General features: G+C 63.4%; 16 protein-coding genes. 9 read left to right on the top strand and 7 right to left on the bottom strand.

Translation table 11 applies throughout. The features are described 5' to 3' along the window. Positions 1-142: 142 nt before the first annotated feature. Positions 143-916 carry an SDR family NAD(P)-dependent oxidoreductase gene (locus ACRQ5Q_RS19200; RefSeq protein WP_439399490.1) on the bottom strand — a complete coding sequence of 258 codons (774 nt, stop codon included), beginning with the start codon at positions 914-916 and terminating at the stop codon, positions 143-145. 123 nt (positions 917-1,039) lie between these two features. On the opposite strand from ACRQ5Q_RS19200, the gene ACRQ5Q_RS19195 reads away from it, so the two are divergent. Further along, positions 1,040-1,507 (top strand): winged helix-turn-helix transcriptional regulator, encoded by a 468-nt coding sequence (locus ACRQ5Q_RS19195; RefSeq protein ID WP_439368616.1) that lies wholly within the window; start codon positions 1,040-1,042, stop codon positions 1,505-1,507. Positions 1,508-1,850: 343 nt separating this feature from the next. On the opposite strand, the gene ACRQ5Q_RS19190 is transcribed toward ACRQ5Q_RS19195, so the two are convergent. After that, positions 1,851-3,050: an IS256 family transposase gene (locus ACRQ5Q_RS19190; RefSeq protein WP_439392260.1), complete on the bottom strand. Its 1,200-nt coding sequence runs from the start codon at positions 3,048-3,050 to the stop codon at positions 1,851-1,853. 488 nt (positions 3,051-3,538) lie between these two features. Further along, positions 3,539-3,745 (bottom strand): hypothetical protein, encoded by a 207-nt coding sequence (locus ACRQ5Q_RS19185; protein WP_439368618.1) that lies wholly within the window; start codon positions 3,743-3,745, stop codon positions 3,539-3,541. 262 nt (positions 3,746-4,007) lie between these two features. On the opposite strand from ACRQ5Q_RS19185, the gene topA reads away from it, so the two are divergent. From topA to ACRQ5Q_RS19165, 4 genes are read left to right on the top strand one after another with little or no spacing between them, the layout of a single operon-like run. Then, positions 4,008-6,755, top strand: coding sequence for a type I DNA topoisomerase (gene topA / locus ACRQ5Q_RS19180; protein ID WP_439399488.1), 2,748 nt, complete (start codon positions 4,008-4,010; stop codon positions 6,753-6,755). Positions 6,756-6,762: 7 nt separating this feature from the next. Continuing rightward, positions 6,763-9,111 carry a ribonuclease R gene (gene rnr / locus ACRQ5Q_RS19175; protein ID WP_439399486.1) on the top strand — a complete coding sequence of 783 codons (2,349 nt, stop codon included), beginning with the start codon at positions 6,763-6,765 and terminating at the stop codon, positions 9,109-9,111. Beyond that, positions 9,105-9,545 carry a DUF983 domain-containing protein gene (locus tag ACRQ5Q_RS19170; RefSeq protein ID WP_439368622.1) on the top strand — a complete coding sequence of 147 codons (441 nt, stop codon included), beginning with the start codon at positions 9,105-9,107 and terminating at the stop codon, positions 9,543-9,545. Before rnr ends, ACRQ5Q_RS19170 begins: the two co-directional genes overlap by 7 nt. A gap of 30 nt (positions 9,546-9,575) precedes the next feature. Then, positions 9,576-10,325 carry an NUDIX hydrolase gene (locus ACRQ5Q_RS19165; protein ID WP_439368624.1) on the top strand — a complete coding sequence of 250 codons (750 nt, stop codon included), beginning with the start codon at positions 9,576-9,578 and terminating at the stop codon, positions 10,323-10,325. A 78-nt stretch (positions 10,326-10,403) separates the two neighbouring features. Here ACRQ5Q_RS19165 and ACRQ5Q_RS19160 read toward each other — a convergent pair whose 3' ends face one another. Next, the gene (locus ACRQ5Q_RS19160; protein ID WP_439399484.1) at positions 10,404-10,955 is read right to left on the bottom strand and encodes a hypothetical protein; all 552 of its coding nucleotides are present in this window, start codon (positions 10,953-10,955) and stop codon (positions 10,404-10,406) included. A 219-nt stretch (positions 10,956-11,174) separates the two neighbouring features. On the opposite strand from ACRQ5Q_RS19160, the gene ACRQ5Q_RS19155 reads away from it, so the two are divergent. Continuing rightward, complete coding sequence (locus ACRQ5Q_RS19155; protein WP_439399483.1) at positions 11,175-12,500, top strand: LLM class flavin-dependent oxidoreductase; 1,326 nt, start codon at positions 11,175-11,177, stop codon at positions 12,498-12,500. 124 nt (positions 12,501-12,624) lie between these two features. After that, on the top strand, positions 12,625-12,792 hold the full coding sequence (gene rpmG, locus ACRQ5Q_RS19150) for a 50S ribosomal protein L33 (protein ID WP_007603295.1): 168 nt from the start codon (positions 12,625-12,627) through the stop codon (positions 12,790-12,792). A 134-nt stretch (positions 12,793-12,926) separates the two neighbouring features. Here the strand turns inward: rpmG and ACRQ5Q_RS19145 are convergent, their stop codons facing one another. Next, a complete protein-coding gene (locus ACRQ5Q_RS19145; RefSeq protein ID WP_439399481.1) occupies positions 12,927-17,054 on the bottom strand; it encodes a LuxR C-terminal-related transcriptional regulator in 4,128 nt (1,375 codons plus the stop codon). Between the two features lie 162 nt (positions 17,055-17,216). Between ACRQ5Q_RS19145 and ACRQ5Q_RS19140 the strand changes: the two genes are divergently transcribed. Beyond that, entirely contained in the window at positions 17,217-17,546 is a 330-nt protein-coding gene (locus tag ACRQ5Q_RS19140) for a nuclear transport factor 2 family protein (RefSeq protein WP_439368630.1), read from the top strand. Between the two features lie 123 nt (positions 17,547-17,669). Here ACRQ5Q_RS19140 and ACRQ5Q_RS19135 read toward each other — a convergent pair whose 3' ends face one another. Both ACRQ5Q_RS19135 and ACRQ5Q_RS19130 read right to left on the bottom strand, forming a co-directional pair. Beyond that, the gene (locus ACRQ5Q_RS19135) at positions 17,670-18,335 is read right to left on the bottom strand and encodes a helix-turn-helix domain-containing protein (protein WP_439368631.1); all 666 of its coding nucleotides are present in this window, start codon (positions 18,333-18,335) and stop codon (positions 17,670-17,672) included. A 280-nt stretch (positions 18,336-18,615) separates the two neighbouring features. Beyond that, a complete protein-coding gene (locus ACRQ5Q_RS19130) occupies positions 18,616-19,209 on the bottom strand; it encodes a hypothetical protein (protein WP_439368632.1) in 594 nt (197 codons plus the stop codon). 331 nt (positions 19,210-19,540) lie between these two features. Between ACRQ5Q_RS19130 and ACRQ5Q_RS19125 the strand changes: the two genes are divergently transcribed. Then, positions 19,541-20,626 (top strand): transporter, encoded by a 1,086-nt coding sequence (locus ACRQ5Q_RS19125; RefSeq protein WP_439368633.1) that lies wholly within the window; start codon positions 19,541-19,543, stop codon positions 20,624-20,626. Positions 20,627-20,884: the final 258 nt, after the last annotated feature.

Below are 20,884 nucleotides of genomic sequence, written 5' to 3'. Positions count from 1 at the left end.
GCCCGTAGAAATGTCTTTGCAGCGCAAGCGAAGGTTCAACGCCTCACGCAAAGGTTTAGACAATACGCCGCACAACGCGAGGGAACCGGCCGGCGCAACCGACGAAGGCGACGCCGGCCGATTCAATTTTCACTTCACTTGATCAACCGCGATAGATCGGCGCGCCGCTCGGCGATGCCACCGCGCCGCCATCGACGAAGATCTCCTGGCCCTGCACGTGCGCGGCATCATCGGAGGCGAGGAACAGCACCGTCTTCGAGATGTGATCGGGTTCACCAATACGCCCCAGCGGCGTCGACAGCGCGATCCGCTTCTCGAAGGCCTTCTCGGCTTCGGGCGTCGCGATCGCAGGCCCCCAGATGGGCGTGCGGATCGCACCGGGGGCGACGACGTTGACGCGGATACCGCGCGGTGACAGCTCCGAGGCCATGATCCGCGCCATCGCACGCACACCGGCCTTCGCGGCACCGTAAGCGGAATAGCCGGGAATGCCGAGCACCGAGATCACCGAGCCGTTGAGGATGATCGAGGCATTGTCGTTGAGATGAGGCAGCGCCGACTGCACGGTGAAGAACACGCCGGTCAAATTGGTGCTGATGACCTTCTCGAACACATCCAGCGTCGCTGCGCCGAGCGGCGTGCTGCCGGGAATACCGGCGTTGGCGAACACGATGTCGAACTTGCCGAATTTTTCGGCGCCCTGCTTGATCGCCGCCTCGGTCGCGGCGATGTCGGTGGCATCGGCTGCGAGCGCGAGCGCGTTCGCCCCAAGCTCCTTGGCGGCGGCCGCCAGTGTCTCCTTGTTGCGCCCGGTGATCACCACCTTGGCGCCCTCGGCCACGAACAGTTTTGCCGTCGCAAGCCCGATGCCGCTGTTGCCGCCGGTGATCAAGGCCGTCTTGTCCTTCAGTCTCACGCTCGCCTCCAAGTAGTTGCATTATGAAACTACATTGCCATCTAGACCACTTGGTTTTATAATGCAACCACACAAGCGCGTGATCGGCGGCCGGACCGTGCGAACGCGAAAGGACAGACGACGATGGTGAAACGAACGAGCTTCGAGGGCGATTCCTGCCCGATCGCGCGCTCGCTGGACGCGCTCGGCGACTGGTGGTCGCTGCTGATCATCCGCGAGGCGCTGTTCGGCCTGCGCCGCTTCGGCGAGTTTCAGAGCAAGCTCGGCATGGCCAAGAACATCTTGTCAGTGCGGCTGCGCGCACTGGTCGACCACGGCATCCTGGAAACCGCCCCCGCCTCCGACGGCAGCGCCTATCAGGAATATGTGCTGACGCCAAAGGGCCGCGGCACCTTCCCGATCCTGGTCGCATTAAGGCAATGGAGCGAGGAGTTCGACGACCACCCCGACGAGATCGCGACGATCCTGGTCGATCGCGAGAAAGGCCGCCCGGTGAAGAAGCTCGAAATGCGCGCCGAGGACGGCCGCGTGCTCAGCCCCGCCGACACCACGCTGAAACCGCGACCGGCGCGACGGCGGCGGTCGGGGTGACGACGCATGCCAGCCACCCCTCCGTCATTGCGAGCGCAGCAAGGCAATCCAAACTACCTCGGAGGAATGCCTCTGGATTGCTTCGCTGCGCTCGCAATGACGACGTAGTGCCACTTGTAGTAAGTATAAACGGCGTCAAGATGGCTAAAGGCCCAACGACATCATGTCAGGCCGCTTCCAAAATGAGAGCGTATTGGAAACGATCGACCGCGCCACCGCGGTCGCGTTTGGCAGCCCGACCTACATGGGCGGACCCGCGGCGCAATTCAAAGCCTGATCGTGCCCCGTGGCGTGGTGTAACTGACAGCAGGCCACCGCCAATTTTCCGGCGGGTCGGAAGGCATCAGCCTGCCACGGCGGGCAAGCCGACGATGGGATCATCGCTCAAGGGAGCGATGGTTTCCAGCGTCATGTAGCGGGCGCGCTGGACGGCCCATTCGTCGTTCTGTTCGAGCAGGATCGCACCGACGAGGCGGACAATGGCGTCCTCGTTTGGGAAGATGCCGACCACCTCGGTCCGCCGCTTGATCTCACCGTTGAGGCGCTCGATCGGATTGGTCGAATGCAGTTTGGCACGGTGCGGAGCCGGGAAGCTCATATAGGCCAGCACGTCGGGCTCGGCGTCATCCATGAAGGCGGCGAGCTTTGGCAGTTTGGGACGGAGCTGATCTGCGACCTTGCGCCATTGCGTCCTGGCCGCTTCGGCATCGTCCTGGGCGAAGGCGGTGGCGATGAAGGCGGAGACGACGCGCCGGCCGCTCTTGCCAGCATGTGCCAGGACGTTGCGCATGAAGTGGACGCGGCAGCGCTGCCAAGCGGTATTGAGCACCTTACTGACGGCGGCCTTGATGCCCTCATGCGCATCGGAGATCACGAGCTTGACGCCGCGCAGCCCGCGGCGGGCGAGCTTGCGCAAGAACGCGGTCCAGAACGTCTCGGCCTCGGAGGGGCCGATATCCATGCCCAGGATCTCGCGCCGGCCATCGCTGTTGACACCCACTGCGACGATCACCGCGACCGAGACGATGCGCCCCTGCTGGCGCACCTTCACGTAGGTGGCGTCGATCCACAGATACAGCCAGTCGCCCTCGATCGGGCGGGCGAGGAAGGCCTTCACTTTGTCGTCGATCTCACCGCACAGCCGGCTCACCTGGCTCTTGGAGATCCCGCTCATGCCCATCGCCTGCACGAGGTCGTCGACCGAGCGGGTCGAGACGCCCTGCACATAAGCTTCCTGGATCACGGCGGTCAGCGCCTTCTCGGCCATCCGGCGCGGCTCCAGGAAACCCGGGAAGTAGCTCCCCTTGCGCAGCTTGGGAATGCGCAGCTCGACGGCCCCGGCGCGCGTCTCCCAGCTCCGATCGCGGTAGCCGTTGCGCTGGGCCAGGCGCTCGGCGTTCTTCTCGCCGTAGGCCGCGCCGGTCAGCCCGGCGACCTCCAACTCCATCAGCCGCTGGGCGGCAAAGCCAATCATCTCGCGCAGCAGGTCGGCGTCGGGGGCCTTCTCCACAAGCGCGCGAAGGTTCATCATCTCGTCGGTCATCGGTGGTTCCTCGAATCAGGTTGGTGTCAGCAACCCGACCCTACCGGCGAATTGCCGGTGACCACCGCAAAGCCGTCCACCCGCTACGGCGCTATTTGAGGGCGCGCGGGCGGACGGCTTTGCTCTACCGAGCTACACCATCACTGGGGACACGACCCAAAGCCTTCGCGGACGCTTCGAGCGACCGATGGACACCAGCATAGCTGGACGCAAGGGCTGACCACCGCGTCATTGCGAGCGCAGCGAAGCAATCCAGACCACCACCCTGGAACGACTCTGGATTGCTTCGCTGCGCTCGCAATGACGACGTTGATGCGGCGCGCGCTCCAGATATCACCGTCACCCTGAGGCGCTCGTCTCGTCGGCGAGCCTCGAAGGGCGACGGCCCCGCTGGCACCTCGGCCGTGCATCCTTCGAGGCTCCCGGCGCGATGCCTGGCATCGCGCCACTCGCGCCTCAGGATGACGGGACTAATAGAGACCCGCTCCTCACGACAGCTTGCGCCTCGTCCGCAGCCGCAAATGCTCATCGGCTTCCAGCTGCGTCATCCCTAGGAGATAATGCAGCACGTCCAGCTTGTGGCGCTCGGTGAGCTTGCGCAACGCAGCCACCTGCTCGGCGATGAAGGCCACCGCCTCATCTGCCCCGCCCTCTCCCGGTTCGTCGTTGCGCGAGCCTCCCGGCGCGCCTGCCACGGCGCGCGCTCGCTTCTTTCCCCGCCTTGTCACCCGTCCCCACCCCGAATCCATGCCCCCACAGAGACACTACGCCTACATGGATCGCAACTCCAAGGTGGTACTTTGCAACTTTCTCGATATGAAACTTTTCTCATTCGGCGCGCTTTCAACACCGCCCGATTTGACAGCCGGGGTCTCACCACCCATGTTCGGGGCGAAACGGCCGACCCGAGTCCTTTCGTTTTCGGCCCCAGATTTTCCCGTAAGCCACTGGAACTAAATGAATATCGTCATTGTGGAGTCGCCGGCGAAAGCCAAGACGATCAACAAGTATCTGGGCTCGTCCTACGAGGTTCTGGCCTCGTTCGGCCATGTCCGCGATCTCCCGGCGAAGAATGGTTCCGTCGATCCCGACGCCAATTTCAAGATGATCTGGGAGGTCGACCCCAAGGCGGCCGGCCGGCTCAATGATATTGCGAGGTCCCTGAAGGGCGCCGACCGCCTGATTCTGGCGACCGACCCTGATCGCGAGGGCGAGGCCATCTCCTGGCACGTGCTCGAAGTGCTCAAGGAGAAGCGTGCGCTGAAGGATCAGAAGATCGAGCGCGTGGTGTTCAATGCCATCACCAAGCAGGCCGTCTCCGAGGCGATGAAGCATCCGCGCCAGATCGATGGTGCGCTGGTCGATGCCTATATGGCGCGCCGCGCCCTCGATTACCTCGTCGGTTTCACCCTCTCCCCCGTGCTGTGGCGCAAGCTGCCGGGCGCCCGCTCGGCCGGCCGCGTGCAGTCGGTGGCGCTGCGCCTCGTCTGCGACCGCGAGCTCGAGATCGAGAAGTTTGTGCCGCGCGAATACTGGTCGCTGATCGCGACCCTGCTCACCCCGCGCGGCGATGCCTTCGAGGCCCGCCTCGTCGGCGCCGACGGCAAGAAGATCCAGCGCCTCGACATCGGCACCGGCGCGGAAGCCGAAGACTTCAAGAAGGCGCTGGAAGCGGCCGCCTATGCCGTCACCGCGGTCGATGCCAAGCCGGCCCGTCGCAATCCGCAGGCGCCCTTCACCACCTCGACGCTGCAGCAGGAAGCCAGCCGCAAATACGGATTTGCGCCGGCGCACACCATGCGCATCGCCCAGCGCCTCTATGAAGGCATCGACATCGGCGGCGAGACCACCGGACTCATTACTTATATGCGGACCGACGGCGTGCAGATCGCCCCCGAGGCGATCACGCAGGCGCGCAAGGTGATCGGCGAGGATTACGGCAAGGCCTATGTGCCGGACTCCCCGCGCCAGTACCAGGCCAAGGCCAAGAACGCCCAGGAAGCGCACGAAGCCATCCGCCCGACCGATCTCTCCCGCCGTCCCGTCAGCATGAGCCGCAAGCTCGATGCCGATCAGGCCCGGCTCTATGAGCTGATCTGGAAGCGTACCATCGCGAGCCAGATGGAGGCGGCCGAGCTCGAGCGCACCACGGTGGACATCACCGCGAAGGCCGGCGGCCGGACGCTGGAGCTGCGCGCCACCGGCCAGGTCGTCAAGTTCGACGGCTTCCTCGCGCTTTACCAGGAAGGCCGCGACGACGAGGAGGACGAGGATTCCCGCCGCCTTCCCGGCATGAGCGCCGGCGAGGCGCTGAAGCGGCAGTCGCTCGCCGTCACCCAGCATTTCACCGAGCCGCCGCCGCGCTTCTCCGAAGCGTCCCTCGTCAAGCGCATGGAAGAGCTCGGCATCGGCCGTCCCTCCACCTATGCCTCGATCCTCCAGGTCCTGAAGGACCGCGGCTACGTCAAGCTGGAGAAGAAGCGCCTGCACGGCGAAGACAAGGGGCGCGTCGTGATCGCGTTCCTGGAGAGCTTCTTCAGCCGCTATGTCGAATACGACTTCACCGCCGCGCTGGAGGAGCAGCTCGACCGCATCTCCAACAACGAGATCTCCTGGCAGCAGGTGCTGAAGGACTTCTGGCGTGACTTCATCGGCGCCGTCGACGACATCAAGGACCTGCGCGTCGCGCAGGTGCTCGACGTGCTCGACGAGATGCTGGGGCCGCACATCTATCCGCCGCGCGCCGACGGCGGCGACGTGCGCCAGTGCCCGAATTGCGGCACCGGGCGCCTCAACCTCAAGGCCGGCAAGTTCGGCGCCTTCGTCGGCTGCTCGAACTATCCGGAATGCCGCTACACCCGTCAGCTCGCCGCTGACGGCGAGGCGACCGCCGACCGTTCGCTCGGCCAGGACCCTGACACGGGGCGCGATGTCTGGGTCAAGGCCGGCCGCTTCGGCCCCTACATCCAGCTCGGCGAGCAGAAGGATTATGAGGAAGGCGAGAAGCCGAAGCGCGCGGGCATCCCCAAGGGCACCTCGCCCAGCGATGTCGATCTCGAGCTCGCGCTGAAGCTGCTGTCGCTGCCGCGCGAGATCGGCAAGCATCCGGAAACGGGCCAGCCGATCACGGCAGGTCTCGGCCGCTTCGGGCCGTTCGTGAAACACGAGAAGACCTATGCGAGCTTGGAGGCCGGCGACGAGGTCTTCGATATCGGCCTCAACCGCGCCGTGACGCTGATCGCCGAGAAGGCCGCCAAGGGTCCGAGCCGCCGCTTCGGCGCCGATCCCGGCAAGGCGATCGGCGACCATCCGACGCTCGGCACAGTCACCGTGAAGAGCGGCCGTTATGGTGCCTATGTCACCGCGGGCGGCGTCAACGCGACGATCCCGGCCGAGTTCGAGAAGGACGCCATCACGCTGCCGCAGGCGATCGCGCTGATCGACGAGCGCGCGGCCAAGGGCGGCGGCAAGACCAAGGCGAAGAAGGCGGCGAAGCCTGCCAAGGCCAAGAAGGCTGCGGAGACGGCCGACGGCGAGGATGCCGCGCCAAAACCGAAGAAACCGGCCGCGAAGAAAGCCGCGGCCAAATCCAAATCCGAATCCACCAGCAAGGCGCGCGCCGCCGTGTCGTCGACCGCAAAGACGTCGCCGACCAAGGCCGCCGCCACCAAGGCTCCGGCCAAGAAGAGCGCCGGCAAGAATTAGAGGTTAAGTGAAACCAAAGAAAGACCGTGGCTTTCCCGACAGGCAAGCCATCGTCGCCTTCATCAAGGCAAATCCAGGAAAGGTCGGGACCCGCGAAATTGCGCGCGAGTTCGGCCTCAAGAACGCCGATCGCGTCGAGCTCAAGCGCATGCTGCGCGAGCTCGCCGACGACGGGATCATCAAGAAGAAGCGCCACAAGGTTTCCGAGCCGGACGCGCTGCCGCCGACGCTGCTCGCCGACATCACCGGCCGCGACTCCGATGGCGAGCTGATCGCCTCCCCCGCCGAATGGGACGAGGTCGAGAGCGGCGAGCCGCCAAAGATCCTCATCGAGATGCCGCGCCGGGCCAAGCCCGGCACCGCCGCCGGTGTCGGCGACCGTGCGCTGCTGCGCGTCGAGCGCTCGGACGATGACGAAGGTCCCGCCTATCGCGGCCGCATCATCAAGGTCATCGACAAGGCCAAGAGTCGCATCCTCGGCGTCTTCCGCAGCCTTCCCGAGGGCGGCGGACGGCTCGTCCCCGTCGACAAGAAGTTCGCCGACCGCGAGCTCAACATCGCCAAAACGGACACGCAAGGTGCACAGGACGGCGACCTCGTCAGCGTCGACATCGTCCGCAGCCGCGGCTTTGGTCTCGCCTCCGGCCGGGTCAAGGAGAAGCTCGGCTCGGTCAAGTCGGAGAAGGCGATCAGCCTGATCGCGATCTACGCCCACGAGATTCCACTGCAATTCTCCTCCGCAGCGGAGCGCGAGGCGGAAGCCGCCGAGCCCGCGAACCTGAAGGGCCGCGAGGACTGGCGCGACGTCCCGCTCGTCACCATCGATCCGCCCGACGCCAAGGATCACGACGACGCGGTGCATGCGCGCCCCGACGACGCCCCCAACAACAGAGGCGGCTTCATCGTCAACGTCGCCATCGCCGATGTCAGCTTCTACGTTCGGCCGGGCACCGCGCTCGACCGCGACGCGCTCGACCGCGGCAACTCGGTCTATTTCCCCGACCGCGTCGTGCCGATGCTGCCCGAGCGCATCTCCAACAATCTCTGCTCGCTGGTGCCGGGCGAGCCGCGCGGCGCGCTCGCGGTGCGCATGGTGCTCGGCCCCGATGGCCGCAAGCGCTCGCACAGTTTTCATCGCATCCTGATGCGCTCGGCCGCAAAGCTCAGCTACGCGCAGGCGCAGGCCGCGATCGACGGACGGCCCGACGACACCACCGGCCCGCTACTCGACCCGATCCTCAAGCCGCTCTACGCCGCCTATGCCTGCGCCAAGCGCGCACGCGACGAGCGCGATCCGCTCAATCTCGATCTGCCCGAGCGCAAGATTCTCTTGAAGAGCGACGGCACGGTCGACCGCGTGGTCGTGCCGGAACGTCTCGACGCCCACAAGCTGATCGAGGAGTTCATGATCCTCGCCAACGTCGCGGCGGCCGAGATGCTGGAGAAGAAATCGCTGCCGCTGATCTACCGCGTCCATGACGAGCCGACGCTGGAGAAGGTCCACGCGCTCGCGGAATTCCTGGAGACGCTCGACGTTCCCTTTGCGAAGTCAGGCGCGCTGCGCCCGACGCTGTTCAACCGCGTGCTGGCCCAGCTCGAGGGCCACGACTACTACCCGCTGGTCAGCGAGGTCGTGCTGCGCGCCCAGGCGCAGGCCGAGTACTCATCGGAGAACTACGGCCATTTCGGCCTGAACCTGCGCCGCTACGCCCACTTCACCTCCCCGATCCGCCGCTATGCCGACCTCGTCGTGCACCGCGCGCTGGTCCGCGCGCTCGGGCTTGGCGAAGGCGCCCTGCCCGACAGCGAGACGCCGGAGAGCTTAAGCGAAGTCGCCGCGCATATTTCGCTGACCGAACGGCGCGCGATGAAAGCGGAACGCGAAACGGTCGACCGCCTGATCGCCCATCATCTCGCCGACCGCATCGGCGCCAGTTTCCAGGGCCGCGTCTCCGGCGTCACCCGCGCCGGCCTGTTCGTCAAGCTGAACGAGACCGGCGCCGACGGATTGATCCCGATCCGATCCCTTGGCACGGAATATTTCAACTATGACGAGGGCCGCCATGCCCTCGTCGGCACGCGCAGCGGCACCATGTATCAGCTCGGCGACGTCGTCGACGTTCGCCTGATCGAAGCAGCTCCCATCGCAGGCGCACTACGCTTCGAGCTGCTGTCCTCGGAAAGCGACACCGGCCCGCGCGAGCGCAGGCCGTTCCGCGCGCAGCGCAAATCGTCGAAGGCGCATCCCGGACGCAGCCCGGAGGGAAAACGCAAGCCGGAGAAGCAAAAGTCCGGCAAGGGGAAGAAGGGCAAGAACAAGGGAAAAGGCAAGGGGCAGAAGGGCAAGGCGTGGTGACGATGAGCACGGCCCCGAAGATCTGGACGCGCGAGACTGGCCTCGTCGAGAAGCGCGACGTCTGGTCGGCGATGAAACGCGGCTTTCGCGGCCGCTGCCCGCGCTGTGGCGAGGGAAAACTGTTCCGCGCCTTCCTGAAGACCGCCGACAATTGCTCGGTCTGCGGCCTCGATTTCACGCCGCACCGCGCCGACGACCTGCCCGCCTATCTCGTGATCGTCATCGTCGGCCACATCGTGGTGCCCGCGATCCTCTGGATCGAGACCAATTACACCACGCCGGTCTGGATCAGCTTTGCGGCCTATCTGCCCTTCACGTTCTTTGCCTCGCTCGGACTGCTGCAGCCCGTGAAGGGCGCCGTGGTCGGATTGCAATGGGCTCTGCGCATGCACGGCTTTGACGAGAATCCTCCGGATGGTATTCCGCCGGTCTAAGCAATAGCAAGAAAAGGTTTGGGTGAGGACATGACGGATATTTCGCAGGCAGAAGAGAAGGCCAAGATCCACGAAGGCAAGGAAGCCGATCACCATCCCTATTTCCGCCCGAAGGATGCCGCGACGCTGATCCTGGTCGATCGCAGCGGCGCCGTTCCAAAAGTCCTGGTCGGCAAGCGCCACGACAAGGTGGTGTTCATGCCCGGAAAGTTCGTCTTCCCCGGCGGCCGTGTCGACAAGGACGATTACCGCGTGCCGGTTGCAGCGCCCATCACCGCGGAGCTGGAGGCCAATCTCGCCAAGGGCAGCCCGAAGACGCCGGCCTCACGCGCAAAATCGCTGGCGATCGCCGCAATCCGCGAGGCCTGCGAGGAAACCGGCCTCTGTCTCGGCCGCAAGGCCGAGGGCAAGGCCAGGCTCGAAGGTCCGTGGAAGCCGTTCGCGGATGCAGGCCTATTGCCCGATCCCTCCAGCCTGTTCCTGATCGCGCGCGCGATCACCCCGCCCGGCCGCGTCAAGCGCTTCGACACCCGCTTCTTCACCGCGGATGCCTCCGCGATCACCCACCGCGTCGAGGGCGTGATCCATGCCGATGCGGAGCTGGTCGAGCTGGTCTGGGTCGAGCTCGGCTCGAAGCCGCTCGCCGATCTGCATCCGATGACACGCAACGTGCTCAACGAGCTCGACACACGCCTTGCCACCGGCCCGCTGCGCCACGACGCGCCGGTGCCGTTCTTCCATTTCTACGGCGGCAAGATGCAGAAGGATGTTTTGAGCTGATCGAAGCGGGATGAGCCTGGCTGGCGTCACCTCTCTCCACTGGGGGAGGCGAGCCGAGGCGGCCGATCGAGCTATCCATCAGCTGGCGTCATCGCTGTCCGGCTCGGTACCGACATAGCTGCGCGCCGGCAGCTTGAGAACGCGGGCGATTTCGCTCGCCAGCCTGTCCGCGTCATCACGCTTCGTGAAGCTCATCAGGTTGATCGGCTCGGTACCCTTGCTGCCGCACAGATTGACGTCGTAGGCCGTGAGCTCCGGGTCATAGTCCTCGGTGATGCTGATGAACTGGTAGTCGCCGAGATTGCGATGCCTGCGAATATTCAGCGGGCCGAACTGCCTGGTGATGACGATCTGGCGCAGCGCCTCGTTGAGCACGACGAAAGTGCGGAAGGTGAGCAGGATCAGGCCGGGAATGCCAACGAGCAGTCCGAGCCCCGTGAACACCAGCACCGGCAGGAGGTCGTCGGCGAGCCGGCCGAAGCCGGAAAAATCCTGACGCAGGCCGAGCGCGACATTCCACAGCAGATAACCGCTCGCGCCGAGCAGCGGCAGCGACAAGAGCCGGCCGACCCAGGGCATGGGACGGTCGATGCGAATCATGCTGCCATCCACTGTCATTGCGCCGGCCATTGAAGTCTCCTCACGGGGTCATGGCTTGGTCGGGCTATGCGGCAGCTTGGTTCGATGACCCTCCCCCTAATTCCGCGTCGCGCGCAGCGTGAACCCGGAATGACGCGATTGTGCTGAGCACCTCGCGAAAAACAAAAAATTCTTCCCGCCTCCCCCAATGGTGCAGTTCCCGGCCGTGCCTATGTCTTTGCGAACGACACCCAGAACGGATACGGGGCGATGGCACAACGGCAACTCAAGCTTGGCGCGTTCATGCGCCCGATCAGCATCCACACCGGCGCCTGGCGCTATCCCGGGGCCTGGCCCGACGCCAATTTCAACTTCGGTCACATCAAGCAGCTGATCCGGAAGCTCGAGGCCGGCAAGTTCGACGCCTTCTTCATGGCCGATCACCTCGCGGTCCTGAACATGCCGATCAATGCGCTCAAGCGCAGCCACACCGTGACCTCGTTCGAGCCGTTCACGCTGCTGTCGGCGCTCTCGGCGGTCACCGAACGGATCGGCCTGATCGCCACGGGCTCGACCACCTTCGACGAGCCCTATCACGTGGCGCGGCGCTTCGCCTCGCTCGACCATCTCAGCGGCGGCCGCGCCGGGTGGAATATCGTCACCACATCGAACCCTGACGCGGCGCTGAATTTCGGGCTCGACGACCACATGGAGCACGCCGAGCGCTACAAGCGCGCCCGCGAGTTCTACGACGTCGTCACGGGCCTCTGGGATTCCTTCGCCGACGACGCCTTCGTGCGCGACGTCGAGAGCGGGCTGTTCTTCGATCCCGCCAAGATGCACACGCTCGACCACAACGGTAAATATCTGAAGGTGCGCGGCCCGCTCAACATCGCCCGCCCCGTGCAGGGCTGGCCGGTGATCGTGCAGGCCGGCGCCTCCGAGGACGGCAAGCAGCTCGCGGCCGAGACCGCGGAAGCCGTGTTCACCGGCGGCGGCAGCCTCGCCGACGGGCAGAAGCTCTATGCCGACATCAAGGGCCGCATGGAGAAGGTCGGCCGCGATCCTGAACACCTCAAGATCCTGCCCGGCGCCTTCGTCGTGGTCGGCGACAGCGTCGATGAGGCCAAGGAGAAGCGCGCGCTGCTCGACAGCCGCGTGCAGTACGACAGTGCCATCGCCTCGCTGTCGGTCATCCTCGGCACCGACGCCTCCGGCTTCGATCCAGATGGCCCCCTCCCCGAGATCCCCGAGACCAATGCCAGCAAGAGCGGCCGCCAGCGCATGGTCGATCTCGCCGCCCGCGAAAAGCTCACCGTGCGCCAGCTCGCCCAGCGCGTGGGCGGCTATGGCGGCCTGTCCTTCGTCGGCACCGCCAAAACCATCGCCGACCAGATGGAGGAATGGCTGGTCGGGCGCGGCTCGGACGGCTTCAACATCATGTTCCCGTTCCTGCCCGCCGGCCTCGACGATTTCGTCGACAAGGTGGTCCCGGAGCTGCAGAAACGCGGGATCTTCCGCCAGGAGTATGAAGGGGCCACTTTGAGGGAGAATCTGGGTCTGCCGCGGCCCAAAAACCGCTTCTTCGAGGCCTGATCGGCCCGATTTGAGTGGTTTATGCCCCCTAAAACCTTGACATCAGGCGGTTTCTGGCTAGGTTGCCGGCCAACGCGGGCCGTTTGGCCGGCTCCAGATTCCCCAATTTTCTGAGGTTCAGAACATGGCCAAAGCGGTCACCATCAAGGTCAAGCTCGTGTCCTCGGCCGACACCGGCTTCTACTACGTCGCCAAGAAGAATTCGCGCACCATGACCGACAAGCTGGTCAAGAAGAAGTACGACCCGGTCGCGCGCAAGCACGTCGAGTTCCGCGAAGCCAAGATCAAGTAAGAAGATCAAGTAAGATCGCGGACTACGCTACGGACTTTTGACGGGGCCTCGCGGCCCCGTTTTTCTTTTGGCCGCTCAGGGGTGACGGCGAGACCCTGCGTCCGGCGCACGAGAGCCGAGGACGCTGCATCGCTTCAAATCAGCAAGTCATGAGCCGCATGTCCAACGGGATGCGAGCCGCTATTGCCGTGGTAGGCCGCGTGGTCGTCCAGGGCGCCGGAAGTTATCTGGACGATGATCTCGATGTTCTTGTCCTGACCGGGCGGTACGTGCGCATCGAGCGGACCATTGAGCACTTGATGCACAACGACCGTGACCGGAGTAGAAGGAGCTGCCGCGCTGTCGAAGCGGAACACCAGGTCCTGATCCGCGGTCTCGGACGCAGCTTGAGCCGGCTGCGGGGCTTCTGATGCGATTGCAGCAGATTGCGCCACCTGGTGCGAGTTTCCGTGTCCGGCGTTACCGCCGCCTGCGGCGCTTGGTTCGACAGTCTCGGCTGCGTCCGGCGCGGTGGTTGACCGTGAATCGTGCCCCGAATTGCCGTGCTCGACGGCGACCGGCGCTGCCGTCTTCTTGTCATTGCCGTCACCGTTGCCCGGCGTGGGGTCAACTTCAGCCAGCTTCTTGACAACCGCGTCTACAGGCCTCGGCTCGGGATCCGAGTTGCCATTGCGCGTGCTATCGGCGGTTACCGCTTCGACGACGTCGGCTGCTTGCGGTCCGTTTGCGGAATTAGGGTGTAAGTCGTGCCCGGAGTTGCCGTGGTCCAGGTCGGCCGGCTCTGCCGTCTTCTTGTCATTGCCGACACCGTTGCCCGGTTTGGAGTCAGCTTCAGCCAGCTCCGGGGCATCGGCCGTTGCAGGCTCCGGCTGCGAAGCGTGGTCCGAGTTGCCGTGGCTCGCGCTCTCCGCCGTTGCGACGACCAGCGCGACGACGTCGCCTGCTTGCGGTCCATTTGCAGAGGCTGGGTGTAAATCGTGCCCCGGGTTGCCGTGCTCCACGGCCGCCTCTGCCGTCTTCTTGTCGTTGCCGACACCGTTGCCCGGCTTGGAGTCAGCTTCAGCCAGCTCCGGGGCATCGGCCGTTGCAGGCTCCGGCTCCGAAGCGTGGTCCGAGTTGCCATGGCTCGTGCTCTCCGCCGTTGCGACGACCAATGCAACGACGTCGCCTGCTTGCGGTCCATTTGCAGAGGCTGGGTGTAAATCGTGCCCCGGGTTGCCGTGCTCCACGGCCGCCTCGGCCGTCTTCTTGTCATTGCCGACGCGGTTACCCGGCTTGGAATCGTCTTCAGTCGAATCCGTAGCTGCCAGCTTTGCAGACTCCGGCTTTGAATCGTGCCCGGCGTTGCCGTGTTTCTCGTCAGCCGCCTCGGCCGTCTTCTTGTCGTTGTCGGCACCGTTACCCGGCTTGGAGTCGTCTTCAGTCGAATCCGTGGCTGCCAGCTTTGCAGACTCCGGCTTCGAATCGTGCCCTAAGTTGCCGTGCTTCTCCTCAGCCGCCTCGGCCGTCTTGTCATTGCCGACGCCGTTGCCCGGCTTGGGATCATCCTCAGTCGAATCCGTGGCTTCCAGCATTGCAGACTCTGGCTTCGAATCGAGCCCCGAGCTGCCGTGATCCACGGCCGGCTCTGCCGTCTTCTTGTCATCGGCGGCGCCGTTGCCCGGCTTGGGATCATCCTCAGTCGAATCCGAGGCCGCCAGCTTTGCAGACTCTGGCTTCGAATCGAGCCCCGAGCTGCCGTGATCCACGGCCGGCTCTGCCGTCTTCTTGTCATCGGCGGCGCGGTTGCCCGGGTTGGAATCATCTTCAGTCCAATCCGAGGCCGCCAGCTTTGCAGACTCTGGCTTCGAATCGTGCCCTAAGTTGCCGTGTTGCTCGTCGGCCGCCTCGGCCGTCTCGTCGTTGCCGACGCCGTTACCCGGTTCGGTGTCAGCTTCAGCCGACTCCGTGGCGGTGGCCTTTTCAGCTCCTTGCTCCGAAACGCGCTCGGAGTTGCCGCGGCCCCCACTGTCGGCCGTTGCGACGCTCGGCTGAACGTTCTCGTTCAGCCCCGACGAAGCGCCGGTGCCCGCATCGATCGGCTCGCTCTTCGATGTGGGACTTTCAACTGCCGTAACCTTCACGTTATGAGCAAGCACGATCGATGATGCATGAGCCGACGCGGCAGACGCGCCATCGCTCTCTTTCGTTGCATCCGCCGAATCGCTGGCGACACTTTTCGACCTCGTCGACTCCCCTAATCCGGTCCGGGTCTGCCCGAATTGAAACCTCAGGCCATCGTCGGCCCGAATGTTCCAGACTCCAGCCGTCTCGACTGTGCTCTCGCCCGCCCCGCCAACGGCATGGACATTGTCCGTGCTCGGAACAGTCTCATCGGTTGCGGCCGCCGATGTCAGCGCTGCCTCGAGCTGCTCCAGGGTGATCGCGACGGCCGTGCCTTCCGGCTGGCCGACCAGATCCGACTCGGCAACGGATACCAGCCCCTGCACATGGATTTCCACCAGGCCGCGATCGCCGACATCGAGACTATGATCGGTCGGATTGACATAGACGATCGTTTCATTGCTTGCGGCGTTGTAGATCCAGGCGAGCGTATGCGGCGGTACGGACTTGCTTGCCGCAGTCATATGCAGCCAGGCAAGCGCCCCGAAAGCCGCAAGATTGATCCTGCTCGACCCGGATTCGAAATCGAAGCCAGACTGGGAAGAGGTAGAAGGGGAATCGGTCGAGGAGCGATGAACAATGTTTTCGTCGACGTTGCTGCCCGTCGGTTGATCGCGGCCATCGCCGCCAAGGCTGGCATCGTGACCAGGGTCCACCAAGCCAGGCGTTTTTTGGAGGTTGTCACCCGCGGCGCCATCACTCATCTGGCCCCGAGCGCCTTCTCCAGCGACGCTTTCGTGTCCGGTGGTCACAAACACCGAAGGGGCGTGGGACGCGTGCGAAGGGAAAGCCGGGGCTGAGTTGTCGGCATGATGAGCCCCAGCATCGGTGATCGCGGCCAGTTTCGTAGTCGCATTCTCTCCGGTGACGGCCAGGAAGCTGTCGATCGACGCATGACCCGCGTCATGCGTCTTTGCGGCGGCGAGATGCGGGTCGTGCAGTGCGTAGATCAACGCGCCGGCGAGAGTGGCGAAGGTGCCATATCCGCCCTGAAGCGACATCGGATTGGAGGCAAGCCGCGGGACGAGATGCTCCGGGGCCGGGTCAGCTCCCATCTGTGTGTCGCTCGTCCCTAGCGGTAAAGCCGCGGGAAGACTGGGCGAGCTCGATCCGACGGGACCGTGGTCTTTCCACAGCTTGGAGCCCACGGACTGCCCCGCGGCGCGTAGCCCTTCCATGGCCGCCGCCGGGCTCGTGACCTCGCTGGTGACCTCGCCCACCTTGGCAAGAAAGTCTCTCAGCGCGAGCGGGGACGTCTGGGCGGATTCCCAGGCGATGCGGTGCCGGAGAATGGCCTTTTTCCAGGGCTCATATTCGGCGTGCTCGCCCGCATGGCCGATGCTGTCGTCATCCGGAAGCAAGTCGTTCGCCTCCGACGCCTTGAGTTCGTCCGCAATGGCGAGCACCAGGAGGGCCAGCGAGAGCGCCCCGAAGCCGGAGGCACGTTGCATCAATGCGATGGTCGCGAGCACCGTTCTGTTGGTGATCTCGAGCTTCTGGAAAATGTTGTACAGATGGACTTTGACTGTCCCATGGGAAAGGTCGAGCTGGCGCGCGATCTCCTTGTTCGACAGTCCCTCCGACACCAGTCGAACGATCTGACGTTCCCGGTGCGTCAGCTGCTCCAGCAGCTTTTCAATCTTGCCGCCGTCAAATTCCTTGCCGCTCGGCGAGAGATCGGACTGCTCCAGCGACACACCGCTATTCGTCATCAGCCTCAGTGATCGCAGCATCGTGGCCGGAGAGGCAAACTTCGAAATTGCGCTGCAGGTGCCGGCAGCAATAGCCGTGGTCAGATGGTCGTGGGTGTCGGAGTCGGTAAAGAACACCAGCCGCGTGGAAAACTTCTCGGCTTTCGCGATCGCGAGGATCTCGGAGACCGTCAGATCCGGCAGGGTATCGGCAACAAGCGCGACGTCGGGGGTGAATTTCCTGATGGCTTCGAGGCACCTTGTCCCGTCGCTGGACGATGCAACGAGGTCGAAGTCCTGCTGTGCCGCGAGTACCGACTTCAGTCCCTGCAGGACGATCGGTTGTCGATCTGCGATCACAAGCCGGATGCGCTGAAATATCCCCTGCTTCGCAATGACGTCCAACATGAAATATGCCTCCCCGGTTCTATGTCCTTCGCCATATGGCCGGGGCCGGGTACGGGGTATTAAAATACAATTAACCGTTTCGAGAAAGAGGTTTAGCGGGGTTAACCCGGTCTAAAATTGCGATTTTGACGGTATGATTTTGACGGTATGCAGGTGAAAAGTATGTCGTTTGACCCGATGGGCGTTGCGGTTGACTGGCTCGATGCCTACCGCGCAGGCGATATCGAAACGATCCTGGATATGTATGCCGACGATGCCGTGGTTCACTGCGGCTGCGGCTGCGTCAAAACCATTACCGGCCGCGAGGCCCTTAGGGCCTACTGGGTCGATCGCCTCCGGGAATATCCGGCAGGCACCTTGGACGATCTCAATCCCTGGCACGACGGGACCATTCTCTCCTACGTCACCAGTGCCGGCGTCATGAGTGCGCTTTTTGCGTTTGACGCCGCCGGGAGGATCAAGGAACTCGACTGCAGTCCTCCCCACCACTAGATCCGCGGCGTGTTCCACGCCCGCCCTGGACCACCAGCGGTCATTGAGCCTAACGCAGTGCAACAACGCCCAGCGCTCGAACGCTGGCGTCGGGGAAGCTCGCCAGGCCGGCGATACCCGCCGTCAGGCGTCGATCTTCGCGAGAGCGCCACGATCGACCAGTTCGAGCCGCCGCTGCGTATTTCCGTCAAAGCGCAGCAGTCCTTCGTCTCGCAGGATTGAAAGAGCCCGGGACACGGTTTCCAGGGTCAGCCCCAGATAATCGGCGATGTCGCGCCGATTCATCGGCAGGCTCATCACGTCCGGATGCTGCAGCCGTTCATCCATCTCGAGAAGAAATGCCGTCACCCGCTCGAGTGATGTCTTTCGGCCGAGGAGAAGCATGTGGCTCTCGGCGTGCTGAAGATTCTGGGTGACGAATTTGATGAGGTCCCTGGTACCCGCGCGCCCATTTCGTACCGCTTCCAGAATGCTGGCGCGCCGCATGAGGTGGACATTGGTCTCGACGATCGCTTCGGCCGTGAAGCGGTGAGTTGTCTCGTTCTCGAACCCGAACATGTCGCCGGCCAGGTGGAACGCGTTGATCTGACGGCGACCGTCGGGCAGAAGCTTGTAGGTGCGCACCGCGCCGGAGATGATCTGGTAGACATATTCGGGCTCTTCGCCCTCGCCAAAAATCTCGGCGCCCCTGCGATAGCTGAATTCAGAGCAGGACATCTGCTCGCCTGCCAGAGCAGCAAGCTGCCCGTCGATTTGCATGCGGGGGGCGGTAGTGATCCTCACCAGCATCGTTCGACCTCCCTGAAGGTTCAACACATGCTAGGCAGATACGCCAAGGCGAGATTGATCGAACGCAAACTCGGGAAAATGTAGCAACTACCCGGAGCGTTTCCAAGGCCCTCCCGGAGAACGCGCGCAAAAGGAAGCCGTCAGCCCTTGGGGAAGCCGACGGCCTTCGGTGGGGCGCGTAGTGGGGCTACGCACCCCTTCCCTAGCTCAGCAAAAAGGCCGCCTATTGATCGAGATCAAACAACGTCGCGATGGTCTCTTGGCCAGCCTCGCGATTGGCTCATGGGCCCGGCATCATCATGGTCGGCGTTTCCAGCAAGGAAAAGTCATAGCCCTCGCAGCTGACATTCGGGTTGGTGGGCGCAAACATGCCGAGCGGGTTGTCCTTGAACAACCAGGCATGCAGATCATAATGTACAAACTCCTTTGGAATGAGCGGCCAGTGTCCTTCCATCGGGCCCATGAAGGGTTGGTCGAAGAGAGAGGGGCGCTGCTTGGTATCTGCCGTTAGAGGCACCAGCCACTCGACAGCCACGAGCTTCAATTCCTTGCCCACGGGTTCGTAGATCAACACGTTGGGCTTCATCGGATCGGGAGCGCCCTGCACTGTGACATTGGCAAAGTGCACTCCCATGGCGCCTTTGGCATACTCCATGTGGTGCGGTATTTTCTCGCCGGAATAATGCACGCAGCCCACCGTCGACAGGTAGCGGTCGCGCACGGCAGCCTTGTAGTCCTGATATTTCTCCAGCGATTTTCGCAACGCGTCGAGTTGAGCCTTGTAAGGCTCTTCTGCTGCAATTGGTCTGAGGGTTGCGCCGATAAAGGCAAGACCTAGCACGGCGACAAAGGTACCACGGACAGATTTGCGCATGTTCCCTCCTAGCTTTGCTTTTCATCAATGCGATGTCGGAATGAGCTGGCGTAACCAAGGGTGGGCGTTTTTGCCATTTCCAACAAGACGGCGACAACCTCGTGGCCGCCAATCGCGATGGAAAAATGGTGGTACTCCCTGTCGGGTCGTACATGGGCCTTTGATCTCTCAGCGGATCGCGTTCTGCTACCGGCGCTGCGCCTGAATTTTCGCGTCTGCTATCGCGCCGAAGACGACCTTTCTGTCCGGTCGCTCCACGTCAACGTTGGGTCGATAGCGGAAGTGACGAAATGGGTTATAGTGGATGCCGTGGAGGCCGGAGGGACGGACAATGATCAATCGGCTCTCATTCATTGTTGCTCTCGTCGCATCGACGGCAACAGGCGCGACGGCCGCATTGGCGCATCATCCGGGCATCGGTGGTATCGGTGGTGCAGGCGGTATCTTTACGATAGGCGCTGGCACCCTCGACCAGGGCCAGTTCGCGTTTTCAACCTTCGTCGATTATCTTCGGCTCAAGCAACTGAGCGAACCGACGCTGCTCGCGAACGTTGGCAACGACGTCCATGGTTTGCAAACGGTCGAGAGCTACGCTCTTGCGCTTGCCTATGGCATCACCAACGATCTCACGGTGTCGGTGCGTCTGCCATGGGTGCGCCGCACGGGCATCCTGGAAGCTGTGCGGGAAGACCCGGCTGATCCCGCCACGGTGCGTGACCGTGGCAGTACGTCGGGTTTCGGTGATGTCACCGTACTTGGCCAATATCGCTTCCTGAACAATCAGGTAAGCGGAACGCAGGCGGCAGTGCTGTTTGGTGTCAAGGCTCCAACGGGTACAACCGACCTGGTTGATAGGTTCGGTGAAATCTTCGAGGCCGAATTTCAGCCGGGCTCAGGCTCTTGGGATGGGCTTTTCGGCGCTGCGATAAGCCAGCGTCTAAATCCCGCGCTGAGCTTCCATGCCAACGTGCTGGCGATTGCCACTGGCACCGGAACGCAGAATACCAACCTCGGCAACCGCTTCCTTTATAACGCCGCGCTTTCCTACCGGGTCTTCGGCGAGACCACGAGCGAGCCGCATACGCACGATCCACGGAACGCTTATGCGCATGCTGGTCATGACCACTCGAGGATGATCACGAAGGCTTCAACGGTGACTGCGCCGCACGGTCACGTTGCGGTCGACGCATTACTCGAGATCAACGGCGAATGGCATGACAAGCAGCGAATTGCCGGGATCAGTGATCCCAATTCGGGCGGCAACACGGTCTTCGTTTCGCCGGGTGTTCGGCTGACCATGGATAACTGGTCGAGCTACGTGCTTGTCGGCATTCCGGTCATCAACAACTACAACGGTGTGCAAGCCACCCCCTCATGGCGCACTTTGGTGGGAGTCTCCGCCGTCTTCGGACCCTGATCGGAGACGAAGTCTGCCGGGGGTCAAAGCGGTCTGCCGGCTGATAGCCGGAGATTGTCGGCTGAGAGCCAACAAGGGACGTCGCAGTTGCGGAGCAAATCGCAACGACGATCTCATATCTGAGGCCCCGCTGTCTCGAGAGCATTCAGAGCCTCCACCACCGAATTGTAGATGAATTGGTCATGCGGCTTACGGTTCTCTTTGAGCTTCTCCACGTTCGCGCGATCAACCCACAGAGATTCTGACACTTTGTCGGTT

Origin of the sequence: Bradyrhizobium sp. PMVTL-01 (assembly GCF_051861855.1) — a bacterium.
In the GTDB taxonomy this organism is placed as follows: domain Bacteria; phylum Pseudomonadota; class Alphaproteobacteria; order Rhizobiales; family Xanthobacteraceae; genus Bradyrhizobium.
The sequence above is the reverse complement of the archived record's forward strand: the minus strand, read 5'-3'. Positions and strand labels throughout refer to the sequence as shown.

Bases quoted from the DNA above. Each gene is read 5' to 3' on its own strand.
- topA (WP_439399488.1), top strand. From the start codon at position 4,008: ATGAATATCGTCATTGTGGAGTCGCCGGCGAAAGCCAAGACGATCAAC.
- ACRQ5Q_RS19165 (WP_439368624.1), top strand. From the start codon at position 9,576: ATGACGGATATTTCGCAGGCAGAAGAGAAGGCCAAGATCCACGAAGGC.
- ACRQ5Q_RS19145 (WP_439399481.1), bottom strand. From the start codon at position 17,054: ATGTTGGACGTCATTGCGAAGCAGGGGATATTTCAGCGCATCCGGCTT.
- ACRQ5Q_RS19190 (WP_439392260.1), bottom strand. From the start codon at position 3,050: ATGACCGACGAGATGATGAACCTTCGCGCGCTTGTGGAGAAGGCCCCC.
- ACRQ5Q_RS19140 (WP_439368630.1), top strand. From the start codon at position 17,217: ATGTCGTTTGACCCGATGGGCGTTGCGGTTGACTGGCTCGATGCCTAC.
- ACRQ5Q_RS19135 (WP_439368631.1), bottom strand. From the start codon at position 18,335: ATGCTGGTGAGGATCACTACCGCCCCCCGCATGCAAATCGACGGGCAG.
- ACRQ5Q_RS19125 (WP_439368633.1), top strand. From the start codon at position 19,541: ATGATCAATCGGCTCTCATTCATTGTTGCTCTCGTCGCATCGACGGCA.
- ACRQ5Q_RS19195 (WP_439368616.1), top strand. From the start codon at position 1,040: ATGGTGAAACGAACGAGCTTCGAGGGCGATTCCTGCCCGATCGCGCGC.
- rpmG (WP_007603295.1), top strand. From the start codon at position 12,625: ATGGCCAAAGCGGTCACCATCAAGGTCAAGCTCGTGTCCTCGGCCGAC.
- ACRQ5Q_RS19160 (WP_439399484.1), bottom strand. From the start codon at position 10,955: ATGGCCGGCGCAATGACAGTGGATGGCAGCATGATTCGCATCGACCGT.
- ACRQ5Q_RS19155 (WP_439399483.1), top strand. From the start codon at position 11,175: ATGGCACAACGGCAACTCAAGCTTGGCGCGTTCATGCGCCCGATCAGC.
- ACRQ5Q_RS19130 (WP_439368632.1), bottom strand. From the start codon at position 19,209: ATGCGCAAATCTGTCCGTGGTACCTTTGTCGCCGTGCTAGGTCTTGCC.